Origin of the sequence: Nonomuraea deserti (assembly GCF_004348685.1) — a bacterium.
GTDB classification, from domain to species: Bacteria; Actinomycetota; Actinomycetes; order Streptosporangiales; family Streptosporangiaceae; genus Nonomuraea; species Nonomuraea deserti.
On the sequence record NZ_SMKO01000050.1, the window covers coordinates 1 to 18,142 of the forward strand.

Below are 18,142 nucleotides of genomic sequence, written 5' to 3' on the forward strand. Positions count from 1 at the left end.
GTTCCCGGCACTCCCCGCACGCCCGTTCCCGGCGCCGCCCGCCGCGGCGATCTGGGAACGGGCCGCCACGGCGTTCCCTGAGCTGCTCGCCGGGCTGTCCGCGGAGCCATCCGCCACGAAGTTCCCTGAGCCGTCTGGGAGGCGGTTGCCTGAAGTACCCGCCACTCCCATGGCGCCCGGCAGACCGTTCCCGGAGGCGCCCGACGGACCGTTTCCGGGGCCGTTCGCCAGGTGGTGGCGGAGGTCCGGGACGTGGGCGGCGACCGCGGCCACCGTCGGCCCTTCGAACAGGGTTCTGACGCCCACCTCCACGCCCAGCTCCGCGTGGATCCTGCTGAGGAGCCTGGCCACCGTCAGCGAGTCGCCGCCCAGTCTGAAGAAGTCGTCGCCCACCCCCACCTCCGGCACCCCGAGGACCTCGGCGAACAGCTCGCACAGCCGCCGCTCCACCTCGTCGCGCGGCCCCTCGGAGCCGCCCGGCTCGTACGAGGGCGCGGGCAGCGCGGCCCGGTCCAGCTTGCCGGTGGCGGTCAGCGGCAACGCCTCCAGGACCACGAACGCCGACGGCACCATGAAGGAGGGCAGCGCGGCCGCAGCGTGGGCCCGCAGCGTCTCCCCGTCCACCGCGTGCCCGGGGCGCGGCACCACGTACGCGACCAGCCGCCGCTCGCCGGGCTTGTCCTCCCTGGCCACCACGCTCACCCGGCCGGCGGCCGGGTGAGCGGCCAGCACGGCGGCCACCTCGTCCGGCTCGATCCTGAACCCGCGGATCTTGACCTGTTCGTCGGCCCGCCCGACGAACTCCAGCGTTCCGGCGCGGCGCCGTACCAGGTCGCCCGTGCGGTACATGCGCTCGCCCGGCGCGCCGAACGGGTCGGCCACGAACCGTTCGGCCGTCGCCCACGGCCGCCCGAGATAGCCCAGGGCCAGCCCCTCGCCGGCCGCGTACAGCTCGCCGACCTCCCCGTCCGCCACCGGCCGCAGCCGCGCGTCCAGGACGTGCACCCGCTTGCCCCGCAGCGGCGTGCCGATGGGCACGGGCCCGTCGCCGGCGGTGATCGGGTGCGTGGTCATGAAGATCATGCCTTCGACCGGCCCGTAGCCGTTGCTCACCCGCAGTCCGGGATGGCGTTCGAGGGCGCGCCCGACGTGTACGGGGGACGGCGCCTCGCCGCCGACGATCAGGTGCCGTACGCCGGCGAGCGCGCCGGGGTACTCGTCCACGATCACGTTGAACAGGCTGCTCGACAGGTACATGCAGGTGACCTTGTGTCCGGCGGCCAGCCGCGCCATCACCATCGGGTCGGGCCGCTGCCCTGGATGCAGCACGCAGGTGCCGCCGGACAGCAGCGGCCCCCACAACTCCAGGGCGAACGCGTCCCACGACACCGGCGAGCACTGCAGCCACACCGCGTCGAAGGGCGCGTAGTCCTGGCCCGTCACCGTGGCCACGATCGCCCGGTGCGGAGCGGCGACGCCCTTGGGCCTGCCGGTGGAGCCCGAGGTGTACATCACGCAGGCCACGCCGTCGTGGCGGGCGTCGTACGGCAGGGGTTCGAGCCCTCCGGAGGTGAGGACGGCGGCGGCGCCCGCGTCGGCCACCACGGCGCGCAGCCGTTCCTCGGGGAAGTCCGGATCGAGCACCAGGTATCCGGCGCCGGCCTTCAGCACGGCCAGGAGCGCGACGACGAACTCGGCGCCGCGTTCCATGCGCACCCCGACCAGGCGGCCGGGGCGCACGCCCGGTTCCGCCGCGAGCCGCGCGGCGAGCGCCGAGGCTTGCGCGTCCAGCTCGGCGTAGGTGAGCCGCTCGCCCTCGCAGATGAGCGCCGTCCTGCCGGGGGTCCGCGCCGCTTGTTGCGCGAAGACCTCGTGCACACCGCCTGGGGATCCGTTCGGTACGCCCATCGTCACGACCTGGTGAGGCTCGCCGGGCGCATGTCCGTCCAGTGCGTCTCGATGTAGGACAGGCACGCGGCCCGCGGGCTCTCCTCCAGCACCACCCGCCAGCCCGCGGGCACGTCGATGCCGGCCGGCCAGAGCGAGTGCTGGTTCTCGTCGTTCACCAGCACCAGGTAGGAGCCGTTCTCGTCCTCGAAGGGGTTGGTGGTCATGGTCAGCCTCCCGCGGGTTGCTTCTCGAGGTCGGGGGTCAGGACGTCGATGTGGCGTACGGCGCGGCGGGCCAGCCCCCACAGGGCGGCGCCCGCCCCGAGCAGGCCGGCGATGAACAACATCGCCGCCATGCCGCTGCCTGGCCCGGTCCCGACGAGGGGCCGCAGCAGCCCGGCCAGGCCGGTGCCGGTCGCGGCCTGCGGTTCGAAGACCTGGTCGGCGAGCGGCCCGGAGAAGGCCATCGCGACCGGCGAGGAGATCTGCGAGACGAACATGACGGCGCCGAACACCCGCCCCTGCCGGTCCTTCGGCACCTTGGTCTGGATGATCGACTGCATCGAGCCGTTGACGATCGGCATGATCATCGCGCCGACGAGCATGGCCGCGGTCCAGGCGACGACGCCGTGCACGACGGCGGTCGCGATCTGCGCGCTCACGCACATGCCGACGACGCCGAGCATCATGCCGAGGACCCGGTTCTTCGGCCCGCCCCAGGCGGCCAGCAGCAGGCCGCCCGCGATGCCCCCGGCGCCGATGCCGGCGTTCACGCTGGCCAGCGCGGAGACGTCGCTGCCGGTCCTGGCCAGGATCATCGGCTGCACCACGGCGAAGCCGAAGACCATCACCAGGTTGACCGTGAAGAACACCAGGATGAGCCCGCGCAGGCTGGGCTGGGCGAACAGGTAGCGCAGCCCCTCCAGCGAGTCGGCGCCGAGGCGCTTGCGCGTCCCTGCCTCGCCGGGCTCGTCGCCGTCCATGCGCACCAGGCGTACGGTGAGCAGCGCGACCGCGAAGCTCAGCAGGTCGATCCAGAGCACCACGCCGAGGCCGCCGGTGACCACGAGCAGCCCGGCCAGCGCGGGCCCGCCCACGTCGGCGACGCTCTTGGCGGTGGCGAGCAGGCCGTTGGCCCGCTGCAGCTGCTCCTTGCCGACCAGCAGCGGCACGGCCGACGACAGGGCGGGAAACTGGAAGGCGGCGGCGGCGCCGAGCAGCGCGACGGTGACGTAGACCTGCCACAGGTGCAGGTCGCCGAGGAAATAGACGGCCGTCATGGCGGCGACGGCCACGAGCCCGCCGAGGTCGGCCAGCTGCAGGGCGGTGCGTTTGCGGAAACGGTCGACGATGGCGCCCGCGGTGGGGCTCAGCAGCATCTGGGGCAGCAGCGCGCAGAGCGACAGCGCCACCACCTGGGTGACCTGGTGGTCGACCGTCCATGCCTGGATGACCAGGGAGAAGCGGAGAACGGAATTCCCGATGAGGGTGACGACCTGGCCACACCAAACCAGGCTGAATCTACCCATTCCAGAAAATCGCTGGATAAATCGGTTCTGTTGCGACGGTTGTTTGGACGATGGAGGTCCACCCATGTGTGCCCGAGGCCCTTCTGATGAAAGGAACCCTGAGGAGGCCTACCGTTCACAGCCACCTCACCAGTACCCTCACACACCGTTTTGGGCGGAGCAATACGCTCTTTGTGGTTTTGTAATTACGTCCTGTCAAAGGTCGAGGTCAGCCGCACGGAGCGCTTCGGCGGCGACCGCATGACGCATTTCGCGGATGCCGTCGCGGCCCCGCACCGGATGCACGGCATTCGTCAGCAGCACCACCGTCAGCCGGCGATCGGGATCGACGACGAGCGAGGTGCCGGTGAAGCCCGAATGCCCGTACGCGCCGTCCAGCGGCCCCACGATGGACGGGTCGCCGAGCCGCACCCCCAGCCCGTGGCGGAAGGGGGCGCCCTCCGCGCCCTGGTCACGCGTCATCTCCGCCACGCTCTCCCGGGTCAGCATCGGGCCGCCGCCGCGCCGCAGCGCCTCGCCGAAGGCGAGCACGTCCCCGGCCGTCGCGAACACCCCCGCGTGCCCCGCCACACCGCCCAGCGCGTAGGCGGTCTCGTCGTGCACCTCCCCGCGCACACAGCCGGGCACACAGCCGGGCACACAGCCGGGCACACCGCCGGGCACACCGCGCTCCGGGTCCGGGCGCTCCGGCTTCCACTCGGTCGCGGCCACGCGCGCGGGCGACGCGGGCCGGTAGCCGGTGTCGGCCAGGCCGAGCACCTCGGTGACCCGGGCGCGGACCAGCGCGTCCAGCGGCGCGCCGCCGGCCAGCTCCGCGATCCGGCCCGCCATGACCATGCCGACGTCGCTGTAGAGGTAGGGCCCGCCGACCGGGTGGACGGTCGGCGTCTCCAGCATCGCGGCCATCCGCGCGGCGGCGTCCGCGCCGGGCAGTTCCAGGTCGATGCGGCGGGTCGGCGGCAGGCCCGCCGTGTGGGTGAGCAGGTGGCGCAGGGTGATCCGCCCGTCGCGCACGGGGATCCGGCGCGCCACGGGCTCGTCCAGGTCCAGCCGGCCCTCCTCGGCCAGCGAGAGCAGCACGACCGTGGTGAACAGCTTGCTGATCGAGGCCAGGTCGAAGATCGAGTCCCGGCGTGCCGGCGGGCGTTCCGCGGCCGGCGTCCCGTCCGCGTCCGCGTACCGTACGAGCTCGCCGGCCGCCGAGGCGGCGAACACGGAGCCGTCCACGGCGATCAGCGCGACCGCCGCCGAGCACACGCGCGGCACCCGGTCCGCCAGGATCGTGTCCAGCCGATCGTTCATCCCTGCTCCCTCATCCCCGTCGCGGCCCCGTCGTGGTGTGGCGGCGTCAGCCGCTCAGCGCGTCGCTGAGGCGCTCGCCGTGCGACTCCAGCAGCGCGCGGGCCGCCTCGGCGTCGAGCCCGTGCTGGATCATCAGCACCGCGATCTTCGCCTGGCCGCCGGCCGCGTCCAGCGCCGCCACGGCCGTCTCCTGGTCGGCTCCGGTGATGTCCTTGACCATGCGCAGCGCCCGCCCGGCGAGCTTGCTGTTCATCGCCGACATCTCGATCATCTCGTTGCCGTACGTGCGGCCGAGCCGGACCATGGAGATCGTGGAGATCATGTTCAGCACGAGCTTCTGCGCCGTCCCGGCCTTGAGACGGGTCGAGCCGGTCACCACCTCAGGCCCCACGACCACCTCGATCGCGTGCTCGGCGGCGGCCGACAGCGGCGCGTCCGCGTTGCACGACAGGGCGGCGGTGAGCGCGCCGCGGCCGGCCGCCTCCGCCAGCGCGCCCAGCACGAAAGGGGCCCGGCCGCTGGCGGAGACGCCCAGCACCGAGTCCAGCGGCCCCACCTCCAGTGCCTTGATGGCGGCGGCCCCGGCCTCAGCGTCGTCCTCCGCACCCTCGACGGACCGGGTGAGCGCCTCGGGCCCGCCGGCGATGATCCCCTGCACGAGCGAAGGATCGGTGCCGAACGTGGGCGGGCACTCGCTGGCGTCGAGCACCGCCAGCCGTCCCGACGTTCCCGCGCCGACGTACAGCAGCCGGCCACCCTCGGCCATCCGCGCCGCGATGGCGTCGATGGCGGCCGAGATGGCCGGGACGGCCGCCGCCACGGCGGCGGGCACGGCCGTGTCGGCCTGGTTCATCAGTCGGGCGATCTCCTCGGTGGGCAGCCGGTCGATCTGGCTGTAGCGGGGATCGCTCTGCTCGGTGGACAGCTCGGGTAGCGGATCAATCATGACGCTAATTTCCACCCTTTACTTCTCTCTTGTAAATATCTTTCAGACAATGGGTTCATGACGCATGTACGCACCGGAGCAGAACGGCTGGCCACGACCCCCTCGCTCGCAGGGGGAACCCGCCTCGGCCTGATCACGAACCCCACCGGAATCCTCCCCGACCTGACCCCCACCCCCGACGCGCTCATGGCCGCGGGCGCCGGCCTCACCGCCATGTTCGGACCCGAGCACGGCATGCGCGGCACCGCGCAGGCGGCCGGCAGCGAGGGCGACACGGTGGACGAGAGGACCGGGCTGCCGGTGTACGACACCCACAAGCTCTCGGGCGAGGCGCTGGACCGCGTCGTCGCCGCCTCCGGTGTGGACACCCTGGTCTTCGACGTCGCCGACGTCGGCGCCCGCTTCTACACCTACGTCTGGACCATGTACGACCTCATGGAGTCCGCCGCCCGGCTGGGGCTGAGGTTCGTGGTGCTGGACCGGCCCAACCCGCTCGGCGGCACCGTGGCGGAGGGCCCGCTGCTCGACCCGGCGTTCGCCAGCTTCGTGGGGCGGTTCCCGCTGCCCGTGCGGCACGGCAGGACCGTGGGGGAGCTGGCCTTGTTGTTCGGGTTCGACCTGGACCTGCACGTGATCGGGATGGAGGGCTGGCGGCGCGACATGACGTACCCCGAGACCGGGCTGCCCTGGGTGATGCCGTCGGTCAACATGCCGACCGTGGACACCGCGCTCGTCTACCCGGGCACCGGCCTGTTCGAGGGCACGAACTTCTCCGAGGGGCGCGGCACCACCAGGCCGTTCGAGCTGGTCGGGGCGCCGTACGTCGACGGGCGCTTCGCCCCCGCGCTGGCCGGGCTCGGCCTGCCGGGCGTGCGCTTCCGCGAGACGTGGTTCACGCCCACCTTCCACAAGCACGCCGGCACGCCCGTCCGCGGGGTCCAGCTCCACGTGCACGATCGGAACACGTTCCGGCCGGTGCTGACGGGCCTGTCGATGTTGCACGTGGCCCGCACCCTCTACCCCGGCGACCTGCGCTGGTGGGGCCCCGACCTGTTCATGGACCACCTGTGGGGCTCCGACACGCTGACCCGCACCCTGGAGGCCGGCGAGGACCCCCGCGGCCTGTGCCCGCCGCCGGCCCGCCCCGAGGGCCGGCTGCTCTACGGCGGCGCCGCGGAGGGCTGAACGCGCGCCTGCGGGGGCCGCGTCCAGCGGCCCCCCGCGGGTGTCAGGTTGTGCAGGGACGCGGGCCATCACGCCAGATCGCGCCGGTAGAGCCAGAAGACGCGTTCCGCCCGCGCGCCGACGGCACGCGAGTAGAACCGCAACGGCCCGACCCACCCGATCTGGGCTTCGGCCTGCCCGGCGGCACGCTGGTCGGCCAGGCACCTGCGCAGCAGCACCCGGCCGAGGCCCAGGCCGCGCGCGTCCGGCGCGGTGCCCGTGGGACCGAACCACGCGGGCCGCGCGCCCCAGGCGGCGAACCCCAGGACGCGCCCGTCCCGCTCGCCGTAGTGCACTCCGGCCGCGTGCGCCGCCTCCCAGGCCCAGGAGTCGTTGAAGTGCTCGCGGACGAACGCCGTGACCCGCGCGCGGTCGTCGCCGGCCGCGCGCACGGTCACGCCGTGCCGCGCCAGCCGTTCGACGTCGTCCTCCACGGACAGGTCCACGCTCAGGTCGGCCGTCATGTTCCAGGCGACGGAGTAGCGCTCGTACCCGAGGCGCTCGGCGAGGCAGGCGGCGGCGGTGTAGCGCACGTCGATGCCCGGCCAGGCGTAGCACGGCGTGTTGCCGGCGAAGCGCGCCTGCCGGGCGCCCTGCCCGGCCAGCCACTCCTCGGCCGCCCGCACCAGCGCCCGCCCGCGCCCCTGGCCCTGCGCCGAAGGGTGCACGGCCAGCAGGTCGATGTGCCCGGCCGGGGCCCCGTCGTCGGTGGCGGCGTCGGTGTCCTTGGTGGACATCGACACCATCACGACCCCGCCGTCCGTGGTCAGCGCCGTCCACTTCCGCCCGGCGGGGGGCCGCGACAGATAGCCGATCAGGCCCGCGGCCTCCGCGGTGTCCAGCGTCAGCGCCGCGGTGGCGACCTCGGCCGCCTCGGCGAGCCCGGCGGCCGACCCCGTCAACCACTGGGCGGCCCGCACGGTGTGGGCCATCACACCTCGCTCATCGGGCGGGCGATCACGCTGCGGCGCTCGGGGAAGAAGCACGCGTGCTCCTGCGGGACGCCCCCGGTCAGCTGCAGCAGCGGCCGCTCACCCTCGCACCGCTCGCCCCGGAACGGGCAGCGGCGGGCGAACAGGCAGCCCTCGTCGGCCTGGCTCTCGTCCAGCGACTCCAGCGGCTCCACCGGCTGCTCGCCCGGCCGCTCCAGGCCGTGCAGCACCGGGATGGCCGACAGCAGCGACTGCGTGTACGGGTGCACCGGGTCGGCGATGATCGTGTCCACCGGGCCGCGCTCGACGACCTGGCCGCGGTAGATGACGTACAGCTCACCGTCGTCGCCGATGTAGCGGGCGGTGGCCACGTCGTGCGTGATGAACAGCACGCTCACGCCCAGCCGCTCGCGCAGGTCCTTCAGCAGCGCCAGGATGCCCAGCCGCAGCGACACGTCGATCATCGAGACGGCCTCGTCCGCGACGAGCATCTCGGGGTCGACGGTCAGCGCCCGGGCGATGACGACCCGCTGCCGCATGCCGCCGGACAACTGGTGCGGGTAGCGCGACAACACCGAGCCCGGATCGAGCCCCACCAGCGACAGCACCTCGGCCGCCCGCTCCTCCATCCACGCCCTGGACCGCCCGGTCTGCCCGGCCCGCAGGCTGAGCGGCGCGTGCAGCGTCTGGTGGACCGTCCTGGTCGGGTTGAGCGCGGAGTAGGGGTCCTGGTGGATCAGCTGGATCTTGCGGAAGTGCGGCTGGCGCTGCTTGGGCTTGAGTGGCGACATCGGCACGTCGCCGATCACCACGTCGCCCGCGTCGTACGTCTCCAGCCCCGCGATGATGCGCCCCAGCGTCGTCTTGCCGCATCCGGACTCGCCGATGAACGAGGCCGCGCCGCCCTTCGGGATCGCGAAGTCGACGCCGCGCAGCGCCTGCACCTCACGGGCGCCGAGCACCTTGCCCCGCTGCTTGAACGTCTTGACGATGCCGGTCCCGGTGATCATGCGTGCTCCTTCACGGTCACGGCGTGGCAGGCCACCGCCCGGGGCCCTCCGGCGCCGGCGTCGACGCGGGCCTCTGGGTCCACGGTGTCGCACACGTCCATGCGCAGCGGGCAGCGCTCCCTGAACACGCAGCCCTCGGCCGGCACCGTGGCCAGCGTCGGCGGCCGTCCCGGCAGCGCCTGGGCCTCGTCGATGTCGCCGACGAGCCGGGGGATGGCCTTGATCAGGCCCTTGGTGTACGGGTGCCGCGGCGCGCCCAGCACCTCCCTGGTCGGGCCCTGCTCGACGAGCCGCCCGCCGTACATGACGGCCAGCCGGTCGGCGACCTCGGCCACCACGCCGATGTCGTGCGTGATGACGAGCGTCGTCAGACCGCGCTCCGCGTGCACCTCACGGACGATCTTCAGGATGTTCGCCTGGGTGATCATGTCGAGCGCGGTCGTCGGCTCGTCCAGCACGACCAGGTGCGCGTTGAGCACCAGCGCGAGCATGATGCCGACCCGCTGGCGCATGCCGCCGGACAGCTCGTGCTGGTGCGAGTCGAGCACCCTGGCGCCGTCCAGGCCCATCCGCCCGAGCAGCTCCCTGGCCTCGCGCACGAGACCGGGCAGGTCGTTCACGCCGTGCGAGCGGCCCAGGTCGAGCAGCTGCTTGCCGACGGTCTTGAGCGGGTTGAGGGAGTTCTGGGCGGCCTGGAAGACGTAGCCGATGTGCTTGCCGCGCGCCTTGCGCAGCTGCTCGTTCCTCAGGCCCACCACGTCGCCGAGCCCGTCGATCTCGACGCTGCCCGCCGAGATCCGGCCCGGCGGCTGCACCGCGTTCAGCAGCGACAGCGCGAGCGTGGACTTGCCCGAGCCGGACTCGCCGACGATGCCGGTGATCGTGCCGGGCTCCAGCGTCAGCCGCACGTCCCTGACCGCGGGCAGCTCGCCCGCGGGCGTCTTGTAGACGACCGTGAGGCCGTCGATGCGCACTCCCGGCGCACTCTTCGTCACGGTCACTCCTCGCGCAGCCGGGGGTTGAAGATCTCGTCCATGGCGTCGATCACGAGCACGATGGCCAGCGTCAGCAGCAGGATCGCCAGCAGCGGTCCCAGCAGGAAACCGAGCGCGCTCGGCACGGTCAGCGCGCCCGAGCGGAACACGGCCGTGTTGAGCATCTGGCCCCAGTTGTTCGACTCGTACGGCAGCACGCCCAGGAAGAAGAGCCCGACCTGCGAGTAGACGCCGCCGGTGATCGCGATGAGCATGTTCATCGCGATGTACGGGGCCATGCTCGGCAGCAGTTCCTTGCCCACGATGTGCGTGGTGGACAGCCCGAGCCCGCGCGCCGCCTCGATGAAGCCGCGCTCGCGCAGCGACAGGGTCTGCGCCCGCACGGCCCGCGCCACGCCGCCCCAGCTGAGCAGCCCCAGCACCAGGCCCATCTGCACGGCGCTGTTGAACTTCCACACCGTCGACAACACCAGCAGCAGCGGCAGGCCGGGGATGGTCAGCTTCATGTCGGTGAGCCGCATGAGCACGGTGTCCCAGCGGCCCCGCTTGAAGCCGGAGAACAGCCCGATGGCGGTGCCCAGCACGACCGTGATGACGGCGGTGACGAGAGCGGCCAGCAGGACGTACCGGGAGCCGGTGACCACCAGGGCGATCACGTCCCTGCCCTGGTCGTCGGTGCCGAGCCAGTGCTCCCAGCTCGGCGGCCTGGTGAGCATGCTGGGGTCGCGGGGCAGCGGGTCCGCGTAGAACAGCGGCCCGAACAGGCCCATGAACACGAACCCGGCCATCAGCACGACGCCCACCAGGCGGCTGGGCTTGCGCTTCATCACGCGCCACACGCCCGACCAGAAGTTGCGCCGCATGGCGGCGCTCGTCGACGTGCTCTCCAGCAGCACACTCATGCGCCGACCTCCTCCCCGCTGCGGACCCGCGGGTCGATCACGCTGTAGAACAGGTCCGCGATGATGTTGGCCACGATGATGGCCGCCGTGATCAGCAGGAACGCCCCGCCCATCAGCGCGTAGTCGCGCATGGTGATGCTGTCGAGGAGCAGCAGCCCGAGCCCCGGATAGTTGAAGATCCGCTCGATGAACACCGCGCCGCCGAGCAGCAGCCCCAGTGACAGCGCGAGGATCGTGAACAGCGGCAGGATCGCGTTGCGCGCGATGTACCTGAAGATGATCGAGCGCTTCATCCCGCGCAGCTCGGCGGCCAGGATGAAGTCGTCGCCCAGCACGGTCACCACGCTCGACTTCATCGCCAGGATCCACCCCCCGTACGCGGCCAGCGCGTACGTCACCACCGGCAGCACCGCGTGCTCGACCAGCGAGCCGATGTAGCCGGCGTTGAACCCCGGTTCGAAGAGGATGTCCACCGGGCCGTCGGCGGGCAGGATCGGGATGAGCGTCGCGAAGATCGCGCTGAGCAGCAGGCCCAGCACGTACTGCGGCACCCCGTGCAGCAGCGACCCCGAGATGGCCAGGATGTCGCCGAGCTTGCCCGTGCGCTTGATGGCCGCGTACACGCCCAGGATGATGCCGACGAGGAAGCTCAGCAGCGTGCCGGCCAGCACCGGGAGCACGGTCCACTTGGCCGCCTCGCCGAGCACCTGGGTGACCGGGGCGCCGGCGTGGGTCACCGACTGGCCCAGGTCGAAGGTGAGCAGGCCCGCCATGTAGTCGGTGTACTGCTGCCAGAGCGAGCCCGTGGGCTGGAATCCGTACAGGACGCGGGTCGCCTGTTCGGCCGCCTCGGGCGCCATGCCCTGCTCGATCAGCTTCTGCACGTTCGCGGCGACCGGGTCACCGGGAATGCTCCTGACGATGAAGAAACTGATCGTGGCGACGACCAGGATCATGACGATCCCGCGGGCCAGATGGCCCGCGAGTCGGCGTGCGATGACCGTCATAGGCTCTTTCTCTACTGCTTCTTCTTGACCAGGCCGAGCTGGATCCAGACCCCGGCCGGCAGGCGCAGCAGGTCGCTGTCCTGCTCGGGCCAGCCGGTGAAGCGGCTGGTGTTGGTGAACTGCGTGTTCACGTAGTCCCACAGCTGGATGGCGGGAAGGTCCTGGTTGGCGGCCTTGGCGAGCTGCGTCATGATCGGCTTGGCCTCTTCCGCGGAGGCCGCGTTGAGCTTGCCGGTCAGCTCACCCGGGTTGATCTTGCCGACGCCCTCGACGTCGATCTCCTCGGCGCTGCCCATCCAGTTGCCGCCCTTGCCGGGGGCGCTGTGCTTGACCTTGCCCGCGACGTTGGTCCAGCCGTTGGAGGCGCCGTAGAGGCGCTGGTAGATGTCGTACGGCGCCGGGCCGAGCGCCATCAGCCAGAAGCCGACGTCGTACTTGCCGGCCGCGATCTCCTCGAGGTAGATCGGGTAGTCGGCGACGGTGACGACCTCGGCGTCCACGCCGTTCTCGATGAGCTGGCTCTTGATGTTCTCCTGCGCGGAGATCCAGTCGGAGAAGCCGGAGGGCGCGTGCATGGTCACCTTCCACGGCGACCCGTCGGCCAGCGCCCACTTGCCGTTCTTCTTCTGCAGGCCGGCTTCCTTGAACTCCGTCTCGGCCTTGGCCACGTCGTGCGCGTACGGCTCCAGGCTCGACAGCTCCTCGCCGATCCACTCCTGGGCGGGCTTCTGGTGGATGCCGGTCGTCGTCACGGCCGCCGTGCCGCCCTCGGGCGAGGCCACCTTGGTGACCTGCTGGCGGTCGATCAGGTAGGCCAGGCCGCGCCGCACGTGCACGTTGTCGTACGGCTTCTTCGACTGGTTGAACGCCATGCCGACGGCCACCGGCGAGAAGCCCTTGATCAGGTGGGAGCCCGGGGCCTGCTTGATGCGGTTCATCACGTCGGTCGGGGCGGCGACGAAGCCGGACTGGTCGAGCTTGCCGGCGGTCAGGTAGTTCCAGATCTGCTCGTTGCCGCTGAAGTTGAGGAACTTGACCTGGTCGGGAGCGACGTTGGCGGCGTTGAAGAAGTTCTTGTTCTTCAGCAGCAGCGCCTCGCCGGGGTTGACCCGCTCCAGCGTGAACGGCCCGGCGGAGACGTCCTCCGGCGGCTTGAACGCGAGCACCTTCTGGCCGACGGCGAGGATCTCCTCGCGCGCCTTCTCGGCGGCGTCTCCGGTGCCCCTGGAGGTCTTCAGCTTCTCCCAGAAGTCGGCGGGCAGCACGCTGTTCCACACGTGGGCGGGCACGACCAGGCTGTCCATGACGCCGCGGGCGAACTTGGAGCTCGGGTTCGACATGTCCTGGGTGACCTTGACGGTCTTGTCGTCGACGACCTCCACCTCGGCCGCCGCGCCGGCCGCGCCGGGCGTGACCGCGAACGCGGTGCTGCCGGTGGTGTAGGCGATGCCGATGGAGAGTTTGACGTCCTCGGCCGTTACCGGCTTGCCGTCGGACCACTTGGCGTTCGGCTGCAGGTGCAGGGTGATCGAGGAGTTGTCCTCCGCGATATCCCACTTCGCCGCGATGCCGGGGTAGAACTGGTTGGGGTCGGTCACGTGGTTCTTGACCCAGCCCAGCTTCATCGCGTTGTAGCCCAGGTAGGAGTTACCCTTCGGGTGCCACGGGTTGGCGGGCGCGCTCGCGTCGAGGCCCGGCCTGTTGACGTCGATCGTGGTGAAAAGGCCGCCACCACCGCCCGAACCGCCTGACTTGTTGGTGGTGCCACCACTGCACGCCGCAGTCGCGGTGGCAAGGCCCAGCAACGCCACTACCGCTGCCAGTCGCTTCATTTGCCGCTCCGGAGGATGTCGAGCCTGTTGAGGATCTGTGGGAGTTGACCGGACACTACGATCGCGTCAGACCGGCGTCAATAATCTCCAGATGTTGTGAGGTTAATGTAACTTTCCTTCATCAGTGTGCGAAGTGGAGCTAAGCGCCGTCAAGTAAAACGTCAGTTCATTACCAAGACGGCAGCCCCGTTGACCTGGTCGTTCGCCAGATCGGCCAGCGCCTGGGCGGCCTCCTCCAAGGGGTAGGAAGTCGTCGTCACCCGCGGCCGATGGGCCAGCGCGAGCTCCAGATAGGCCCGCCCGTCGGCCCTGGTGTTGGCCGTCACGCTGCGCACGGTCCGCTCCTGGAAAAGGTGCCGCTCGTAGTTCAGCGGCGGCACGTCGGTCAGGTGGATCCCGGCGATGGCCAGCGTCCCGCCCCGGTCGAGCGCCTCCAGCGCCGGCGGCACCAGCGTGCCCACCGGCGCGAACAGGATGGCCGAGTCCAGCGGCTCCGGCGGCGGGCCGCCCGTCGCCGAGGCCGCTCCCAGCTCCATCGCCAGCTCGCGGGAGGCAGGGGACCTGCTGACGGCGTGCACCGTGGCCCCCTGCGCGATGGCCGCCTGCGCGGTCAGGTGGGCCGAGGCCCCGAACCCGTAGATGCCCAGCCGCCCGCCCTGCGGCAGGTCGGCGCGGGCCAGCGCCCGGTAACCGATGATCCCCGCGCACAGCAGCGGCGCCAGCCACTCGGCGGGAGGCTCGTCGGGCAGGGGATAGACGTAGGCGGACGGCGCGGCGAGATAGTCGGCGAACCCGCCGTCGGCGTCCCACCCGGTGTAGGTGGAGTGCGGGCAGAGGTTCTCCATCCCCCGGACGCAGTAACGGCACCTCCCGCAGGTGGAGCGGAGCCAGGCCACCCCGACCCGCTGGTCCGTGCCGACGACCCGGCCGACCGCCTGGTGGCCCGGCGTGGTGCGGGGCCGCCGCGGGGCCAGGTCGCCCTCCGCCAGATGCAGGTCCGTACGGCACACGCCGCACGCCTCCACCCGCACCAGCACCTCGCCGGGCCCGGGCTCGGGCACCTCCCGTTCGACGAGTTCCAGCGGCCCTGACGCCATCGGCCCCGGCCGGTTCACCACCCACGCGCGCACGTCAGCCGACCTTGGCGAGCCGCTCGTGGGCGAGGGTGGCGTAGAGCGCGGCCCCGTCCGGCAGGACCGAGTCGTCGAAGATCGCCTCGGGCGAGTGGTTGTAGGGGGCCGTGGCCGGGTCGCGGTCGGCCGGGCACGCCCCCAGGAAGACGAACGCCCCAGGCACGGAGTTCAGCACGTACGAGAAGTCCTCCGAGCCCATCACCGGCTGCGGGGAGACGAAGTAGCGGCCGGGCCCGAACAGCTCGCCGGCCGTCCTGCCCAGGAAGTCCGCCTCGCTCTCGTCGTTCACCGTCACCGGGTAGCCCATCCCGAACGACGCCTCGGCCCGCAACCCGTGGGCCGCCGCGATGCCCTCCACGACCTCCACCAGCCGCCGCTTGACCAGCGTCCTGTTCTCCTTGCTGAAGGTCCGCACCGTCGCGTCGAACCTGGCGTCGTCGGGGATGATGTTGTCCGCCGACCCGCCGTGGAAGCTGCCCACCGTCACGACCACGGGGTCGAAGACGTCGAACGTCCTGGTCACCATCGACTGCAGCGCCGCGACCATCTCGCAGCCCGCCTGGATCGGGTCAAGGGACCGGTGCGGGCTGGAGCCGTGGCCGCCCCGCCCCTTGACCGTCACGGAGAACGTGTCCGCCGCCGCCATGATCGGCCCCGGCCGCGAGGCGAACAGGCCCAGCGGCAACATCGAGGAGACCACGTGCATGCCGTAGGCCGCCACAGGGCGAGAGCCGGCCGCGTCCAGCACGCCCTCGGCGATCATGTGCTTGGCGCCGTCGTGGCCCTCCTCTCCCGGCTGGAACATGAAGACGACGTCCCCGGCCAGCTCATCGCGCCGCGCGCTCAGCAGCCGCGCCGCTCCCACCAGCATCGCGGTGTGCAGATCGTGCCCGCACGCGTGCATCCGCCCCGCCAGCCGGGAGACGTACGGCAGGTCGTTCTTCTCCGTCACGGGCAGCGCGTCCATGTCGCCGCGCAGCAGCACGGCGGGGCCCGGCCGGCCGCCCCTCAGGACCGCGGTCACGGAGCTCAGCGCCGTGCCCGCCTTGATCTCCAACGGCAGCCCGTCCAGGGCGGCCAGCACCTTCTCCTGGGTGCGGGGCAACTGGAGACCGATCTCCGGAGTGGTGTGGAGCGAGTGCCTGAGCTGAACGATTTCATCCCGCATGTCCTGCGCGGATTCGGTGAACGACATGAGGCCATTGTTCATGTCCGTGCCGTCGCGTCCAGTCGTGCCACGCTGGTGGCGGTTCGCCACACCCAGCGGGCCGGAGGCCGGCGCGCCGCCATCGGTAGGATGGGGCGGTGACCGAGCGTAAGCGGATCGACTTCTGGTTGTCCGACATGGACGGCGTGCTCGTCCACGAGGGGCGGCCGATCCCCGGTGCGGACGAGTTCATCAAACGGCTCAGCGAGTCCGGCACACCCTTCCGGGTGCTGACCAACAACTCGATCTACACGGCGCGCGACCTTTCGGTGCGGCTGAGAGCCGCGGGCCTCGAGGTGCCCCCCGCGTCCATCTGGACCTCCGCCGTGGCCACCGCGGAGTTCCTCGACGACCAGCGGGCGGGCGGCTCGGCGTACGTGATCGGCGAGGCAGGCCTGACGACGGCGCTGCACGAGGTGGGCTATGTGCTCACCGACCTCGATCCCGACTACGTCGTGCTGGGTGAGACCCGCACCTACAGCTTCACCCAGATCACCCGCGCCATCCGGCTCATCGAGGGCGGCGCGCGCTTCATCGCCACCAACCCCGACGCGATCGGCCCCTCCACCGAGGGTTCCCTGCCGGCCTGCGGCGCCGTGGCTGCCATGATCACCAAGGCCACGGGCGTCGCCCCCTACTTCGTCGGCAAGCCCAATCCCCGCATGATGCGCAGCGCGCTCAACGCCATCGGCGGCCACAGCGAGACCACCGCGATGATCGGCGACCGCATGGACACCGACATCGTGTGCGGCATGGAGGCGGGGCTCTACACGATCCTGGTCCTCACCGGCGTCACCGCGCGCGACCAGGTCGAGCGGTTCCCCTACCGCCCGTCCCTGGTGGTCGACTCGGTGGCCGACCTCATCGATCTCATCTGAACCTGACGTTCGCTGACAGGTACGCCTGGCAGGCTCACATGTCATGACCCGCATTTATCTGGAGACCGGCCCGAAGAAGGTGTTCGCCTGCTCGCTCGACTGGCCCGGCTGGTGCCGGATCGCCAAGGGCGAGGAGGCGGCGCTCGACCGGCTCGGCGACTACGCGCCCCGCTACCGCGTGGTGGCCGCGCGGGCCGGGCTGGAGTTCGCGCCCGGCGACATGGTGGTGGCAGGGCGCGTGCCGGGCAGCGACATGACCGACTTCGGGGTGCCGTACGCGGTGCCCGACCTCGACCTGGAGCCGCTGCCCGGTCCTGAGGCGGAGCGCGGCGTCGCCCTGCTGCGGGCGGCCTGGGGCCTGTTCGACGAGACCGCCGCCGCCTCGCCGGATGAGCTGCGCAAGGGCCCGCGGGGCGGCGGGCGCGACCTCACGAAGATCGTCGATCACGTGGAGAACGCCGAGCGCGCCTTCGCCAGGAAGGTGGGCGTGCGGCACCGGCCGTACCGATCCCGCGACGACCGCGACGCGATGCGCGAGGAACTGGCGGAGGTCCTGTCCCGCCCGTGGGAGCCGCCCCAGACGACGGGCTGGCCGCCCCGCTACGCGCTGCGCCGCATCGCCTGGCACGTCATCGACCACCTCTGGGAGATCGAGGACCGGCGCTGAACCCGGGGGAGAAAGTTTCCCCCGGACTTTTCTCCCACGCCCGGTCGGGAGAGCGGGCGGCCTCGCCCCGATCGCCGGGCTTTCCAGGTCGCGACGGGTGACGGCCCCGTCTGACGGCCCGCGTGGCGGGGGAGGAAATCACACCCGGCCGTTACGGTGAACACCGGACCCGGCTACTCGCTGCGACCATATGATGACAGAAACGCGGCCGCCGGTGCTGGCGGCCGCGTTCCCATCCGGTCATGGCAGAGGTAGGCGTGCGTGGACATGCGGGCGGAGATTCTCGACCTGAAACTCCGTGTCGAAGAGCTTGAGACGGGCGTCCGGCACGGGGTCGTGGCGATCGGGCGCCCCGGGGAGCCCGACCGCCAGGCGGAGTTCCTGCGCGAGATCGGCGACCGGACCAGGAGCCTGCGGGCGGACGTCGCGGCGGTGCAGTCCGCGCTCGCGGACGGCAGGGTCGAGATGGTCGAGCAGTTCGCGGCCGTCGAGACAGAGGTCGCGGCCATCCGGCGGGAGGTGAGCGCCTGGCCGTTCGGCCCTGGGGCGGGTGAGGGCATGGTCGCCGACGAGTTCGCGGCCGTCCGGGCGGGGCTGGAGCAGGAGTTCAACTCCCTGCGGTCCGAGATGACCGATCTCGGCATCAAGCTCGACCGCCTGCTGAAGCGGGAGAACGACTGAAGGCGTCC

At 71.5% G+C, this 18,142-nt stretch carries 17 protein-coding genes; 4 read left to right on the forward strand and 13 right to left on the reverse strand.

Features of this window, described 5'->3' with window-relative positions; all coding sequences use genetic code 11:
- The 5 genes from E1292_RS19915 to murQ form a co-directional block, all read right to left on the reverse strand.
- Positions 1-1,878: non-ribosomal peptide synthetase (locus tag E1292_RS19915; RefSeq protein ID WP_220446951.1), on the reverse strand; the 1,878-nt coding region annotated here is incomplete at its 3' end.
- 32 nt (positions 1,879-1,910) lie between these two features.
- On the reverse strand, positions 1,911-2,114 hold the full coding sequence (locus tag E1292_RS19920) for an MbtH family protein (protein WP_132596735.1): 204 nt from the start codon (positions 2,112-2,114) through the stop codon (positions 1,911-1,913).
- Between the two features lie 2 nt (positions 2,115-2,116).
- Positions 2,117-3,418 carry an MFS transporter gene (locus tag E1292_RS19925; RefSeq protein ID WP_165974639.1) on the reverse strand — a complete coding sequence of 434 codons (1,302 nt, stop codon included), beginning with the start codon at positions 3,416-3,418 and terminating at the stop codon, positions 2,117-2,119.
- 195 nt (positions 3,419-3,613) lie between these two features.
- The gene (locus E1292_RS19930) at positions 3,614-4,720 is read right to left on the reverse strand and encodes a serine hydrolase domain-containing protein (RefSeq protein ID WP_132596737.1); all 1,107 of its coding nucleotides are present in this window, start codon (positions 4,718-4,720) and stop codon (positions 3,614-3,616) included.
- 46 nt (positions 4,721-4,766) lie between these two features.
- Positions 4,767-5,666: an N-acetylmuramic acid 6-phosphate etherase gene (gene murQ / locus E1292_RS19935; protein ID WP_132596738.1), complete on the reverse strand. Its 900-nt coding sequence runs from the start codon at positions 5,664-5,666 to the stop codon at positions 4,767-4,769.
- A gap of 57 nt (positions 5,667-5,723) precedes the next feature.
- On the opposite strand from murQ, the gene E1292_RS19940 reads away from it, so the two are divergent.
- A complete protein-coding gene (locus tag E1292_RS19940; protein WP_132596739.1) occupies positions 5,724-6,851 on the forward strand; it encodes an exo-beta-N-acetylmuramidase NamZ family protein in 1,128 nt (375 codons plus the stop codon).
- 68 nt (positions 6,852-6,919) lie between these two features.
- On the opposite strand, the gene E1292_RS19945 is transcribed toward E1292_RS19940, so the two are convergent.
- The 8 genes from E1292_RS19945 to E1292_RS19980 all read right to left on the reverse strand — a co-directional run bounded on the left by E1292_RS19945 (position 6,920) and on the right by E1292_RS19980 (position 15,896).
- A complete protein-coding gene (locus E1292_RS19945) occupies positions 6,920-7,822 on the reverse strand; it encodes a GNAT family N-acetyltransferase (RefSeq protein WP_132596778.1) in 903 nt (300 codons plus the stop codon).
- The gene (locus E1292_RS19950; RefSeq protein WP_132596740.1) at positions 7,822-8,832 is read right to left on the reverse strand and encodes an ABC transporter ATP-binding protein; all 1,011 of its coding nucleotides are present in this window, start codon (positions 8,830-8,832) and stop codon (positions 7,822-7,824) included. Before E1292_RS19950 ends, E1292_RS19945 begins: the two co-directional genes overlap by 1 nt.
- Positions 8,829-9,827: an ABC transporter ATP-binding protein gene (locus tag E1292_RS19955; RefSeq protein WP_246090214.1), complete on the reverse strand. Its 999-nt coding sequence runs from the start codon at positions 9,825-9,827 to the stop codon at positions 8,829-8,831. Before E1292_RS19955 ends, E1292_RS19950 begins: the two co-directional genes overlap by 4 nt.
- A gap of 2 nt (positions 9,828-9,829) precedes the next feature.
- On the reverse strand, positions 9,830-10,729 hold the full coding sequence (locus tag E1292_RS19960; protein ID WP_132596741.1) for an ABC transporter permease: 900 nt from the start codon (positions 10,727-10,729) through the stop codon (positions 9,830-9,832).
- Complete coding sequence (locus E1292_RS19965) at positions 10,726-11,736, reverse strand: ABC transporter permease (protein ID WP_132596742.1); 1,011 nt, start codon at positions 11,734-11,736, stop codon at positions 10,726-10,728. The genes E1292_RS19960 and E1292_RS19965 overlap by 4 nt, the downstream gene beginning before the upstream one ends.
- Before the next feature lie 11 nt (positions 11,737-11,747).
- A complete protein-coding gene (locus tag E1292_RS19970; RefSeq protein ID WP_165974640.1) occupies positions 11,748-13,568 on the reverse strand; it encodes an ABC transporter substrate-binding protein in 1,821 nt (606 codons plus the stop codon).
- Positions 13,569-13,729: 161 nt separating this feature from the next.
- The gene (locus E1292_RS19975) at positions 13,730-14,698 is read right to left on the reverse strand and encodes a zinc-dependent alcohol dehydrogenase family protein (RefSeq protein WP_132596743.1); all 969 of its coding nucleotides are present in this window, start codon (positions 14,696-14,698) and stop codon (positions 13,730-13,732) included.
- 1 nt (position 14,699) lies between these two features.
- A complete protein-coding gene (locus E1292_RS19980) occupies positions 14,700-15,896 on the reverse strand; it encodes a M20 metallopeptidase family protein (protein WP_132596744.1) in 1,197 nt (398 codons plus the stop codon).
- A gap of 110 nt (positions 15,897-16,006) precedes the next feature.
- On the opposite strand from E1292_RS19980, the gene E1292_RS19985 reads away from it, so the two are divergent.
- From E1292_RS19985 to E1292_RS19995, 3 genes are all read left to right on the forward strand, one after another.
- Positions 16,007-16,786 (forward strand): HAD-IIA family hydrolase, encoded by a 780-nt coding sequence (locus tag E1292_RS19985; RefSeq protein ID WP_132596745.1) that lies wholly within the window; start codon positions 16,007-16,009, stop codon positions 16,784-16,786.
- A gap of 43 nt (positions 16,787-16,829) precedes the next feature.
- Entirely contained in the window at positions 16,830-17,453 is a 624-nt protein-coding gene (locus E1292_RS19990; RefSeq protein WP_132596746.1) for a hypothetical protein, read from the forward strand.
- Between the two features lie 261 nt (positions 17,454-17,714).
- Complete coding sequence (locus E1292_RS19995) at positions 17,715-18,134, forward strand: hypothetical protein (RefSeq protein ID WP_132596747.1); 420 nt, start codon at positions 17,715-17,717, stop codon at positions 18,132-18,134.
- Positions 18,135-18,142 lie beyond the last annotated feature (8 nt).

What these genes read in the sequence shown, in the direction of transcription:
- E1292_RS19920 (WP_132596735.1), bottom strand. Translation starts at nt 2,114, where the DNA reads ATGACCACCAACCCCTTCGAGGACGAGAACGGCTCCTACCTGGTGCTG.
- E1292_RS19940 (WP_132596739.1), top strand. Translation starts at nt 5,724, where the DNA reads ATGACGCATGTACGCACCGGAGCAGAACGGCTGGCCACGACCCCCTCG.
- E1292_RS19990 (WP_132596746.1), top strand. Translation starts at nt 16,830, where the DNA reads ATGACCCGCATTTATCTGGAGACCGGCCCGAAGAAGGTGTTCGCCTGC.
- E1292_RS19950 (WP_132596740.1), bottom strand. Translation starts at nt 8,832, where the DNA reads ATGATCACCGGGACCGGCATCGTCAAGACGTTCAAGCAGCGGGGCAAG.
- E1292_RS19960 (WP_132596741.1), bottom strand. Translation starts at nt 10,729, where the DNA reads ATGAGTGTGCTGCTGGAGAGCACGTCGACGAGCGCCGCCATGCGGCGC.
- E1292_RS19980 (WP_132596744.1), bottom strand. Translation starts at nt 15,896, where the DNA reads ATGTCGTTCACCGAATCCGCGCAGGACATGCGGGATGAAATCGTTCAG.
- E1292_RS19970 (WP_165974640.1), bottom strand. Translation starts at nt 13,568, where the DNA reads ATGAAGCGACTGGCAGCGGTAGTGGCGTTGCTGGGCCTTGCCACCGCG.
- E1292_RS19930 (WP_132596737.1), bottom strand. Translation starts at nt 4,720, where the DNA reads ATGAACGATCGGCTGGACACGATCCTGGCGGACCGGGTGCCGCGCGTG.
- murQ (WP_132596738.1), bottom strand. Translation starts at nt 5,666, where the DNA reads ATGATTGATCCGCTACCCGAGCTGTCCACCGAGCAGAGCGATCCCCGC.
- E1292_RS19925 (WP_165974639.1), bottom strand. Translation starts at nt 3,418, where the DNA reads ATGGGTAGATTCAGCCTGGTTTGGTGTGGCCAGGTCGTCACCCTCATC.
- E1292_RS19945 (WP_132596778.1), bottom strand. Translation starts at nt 7,822, where the DNA reads ATGGCCCACACCGTGCGGGCCGCCCAGTGGTTGACGGGGTCGGCCGCC.
- E1292_RS19965 (WP_132596742.1), bottom strand. Translation starts at nt 11,736, where the DNA reads ATGACGGTCATCGCACGCCGACTCGCGGGCCATCTGGCCCGCGGGATC.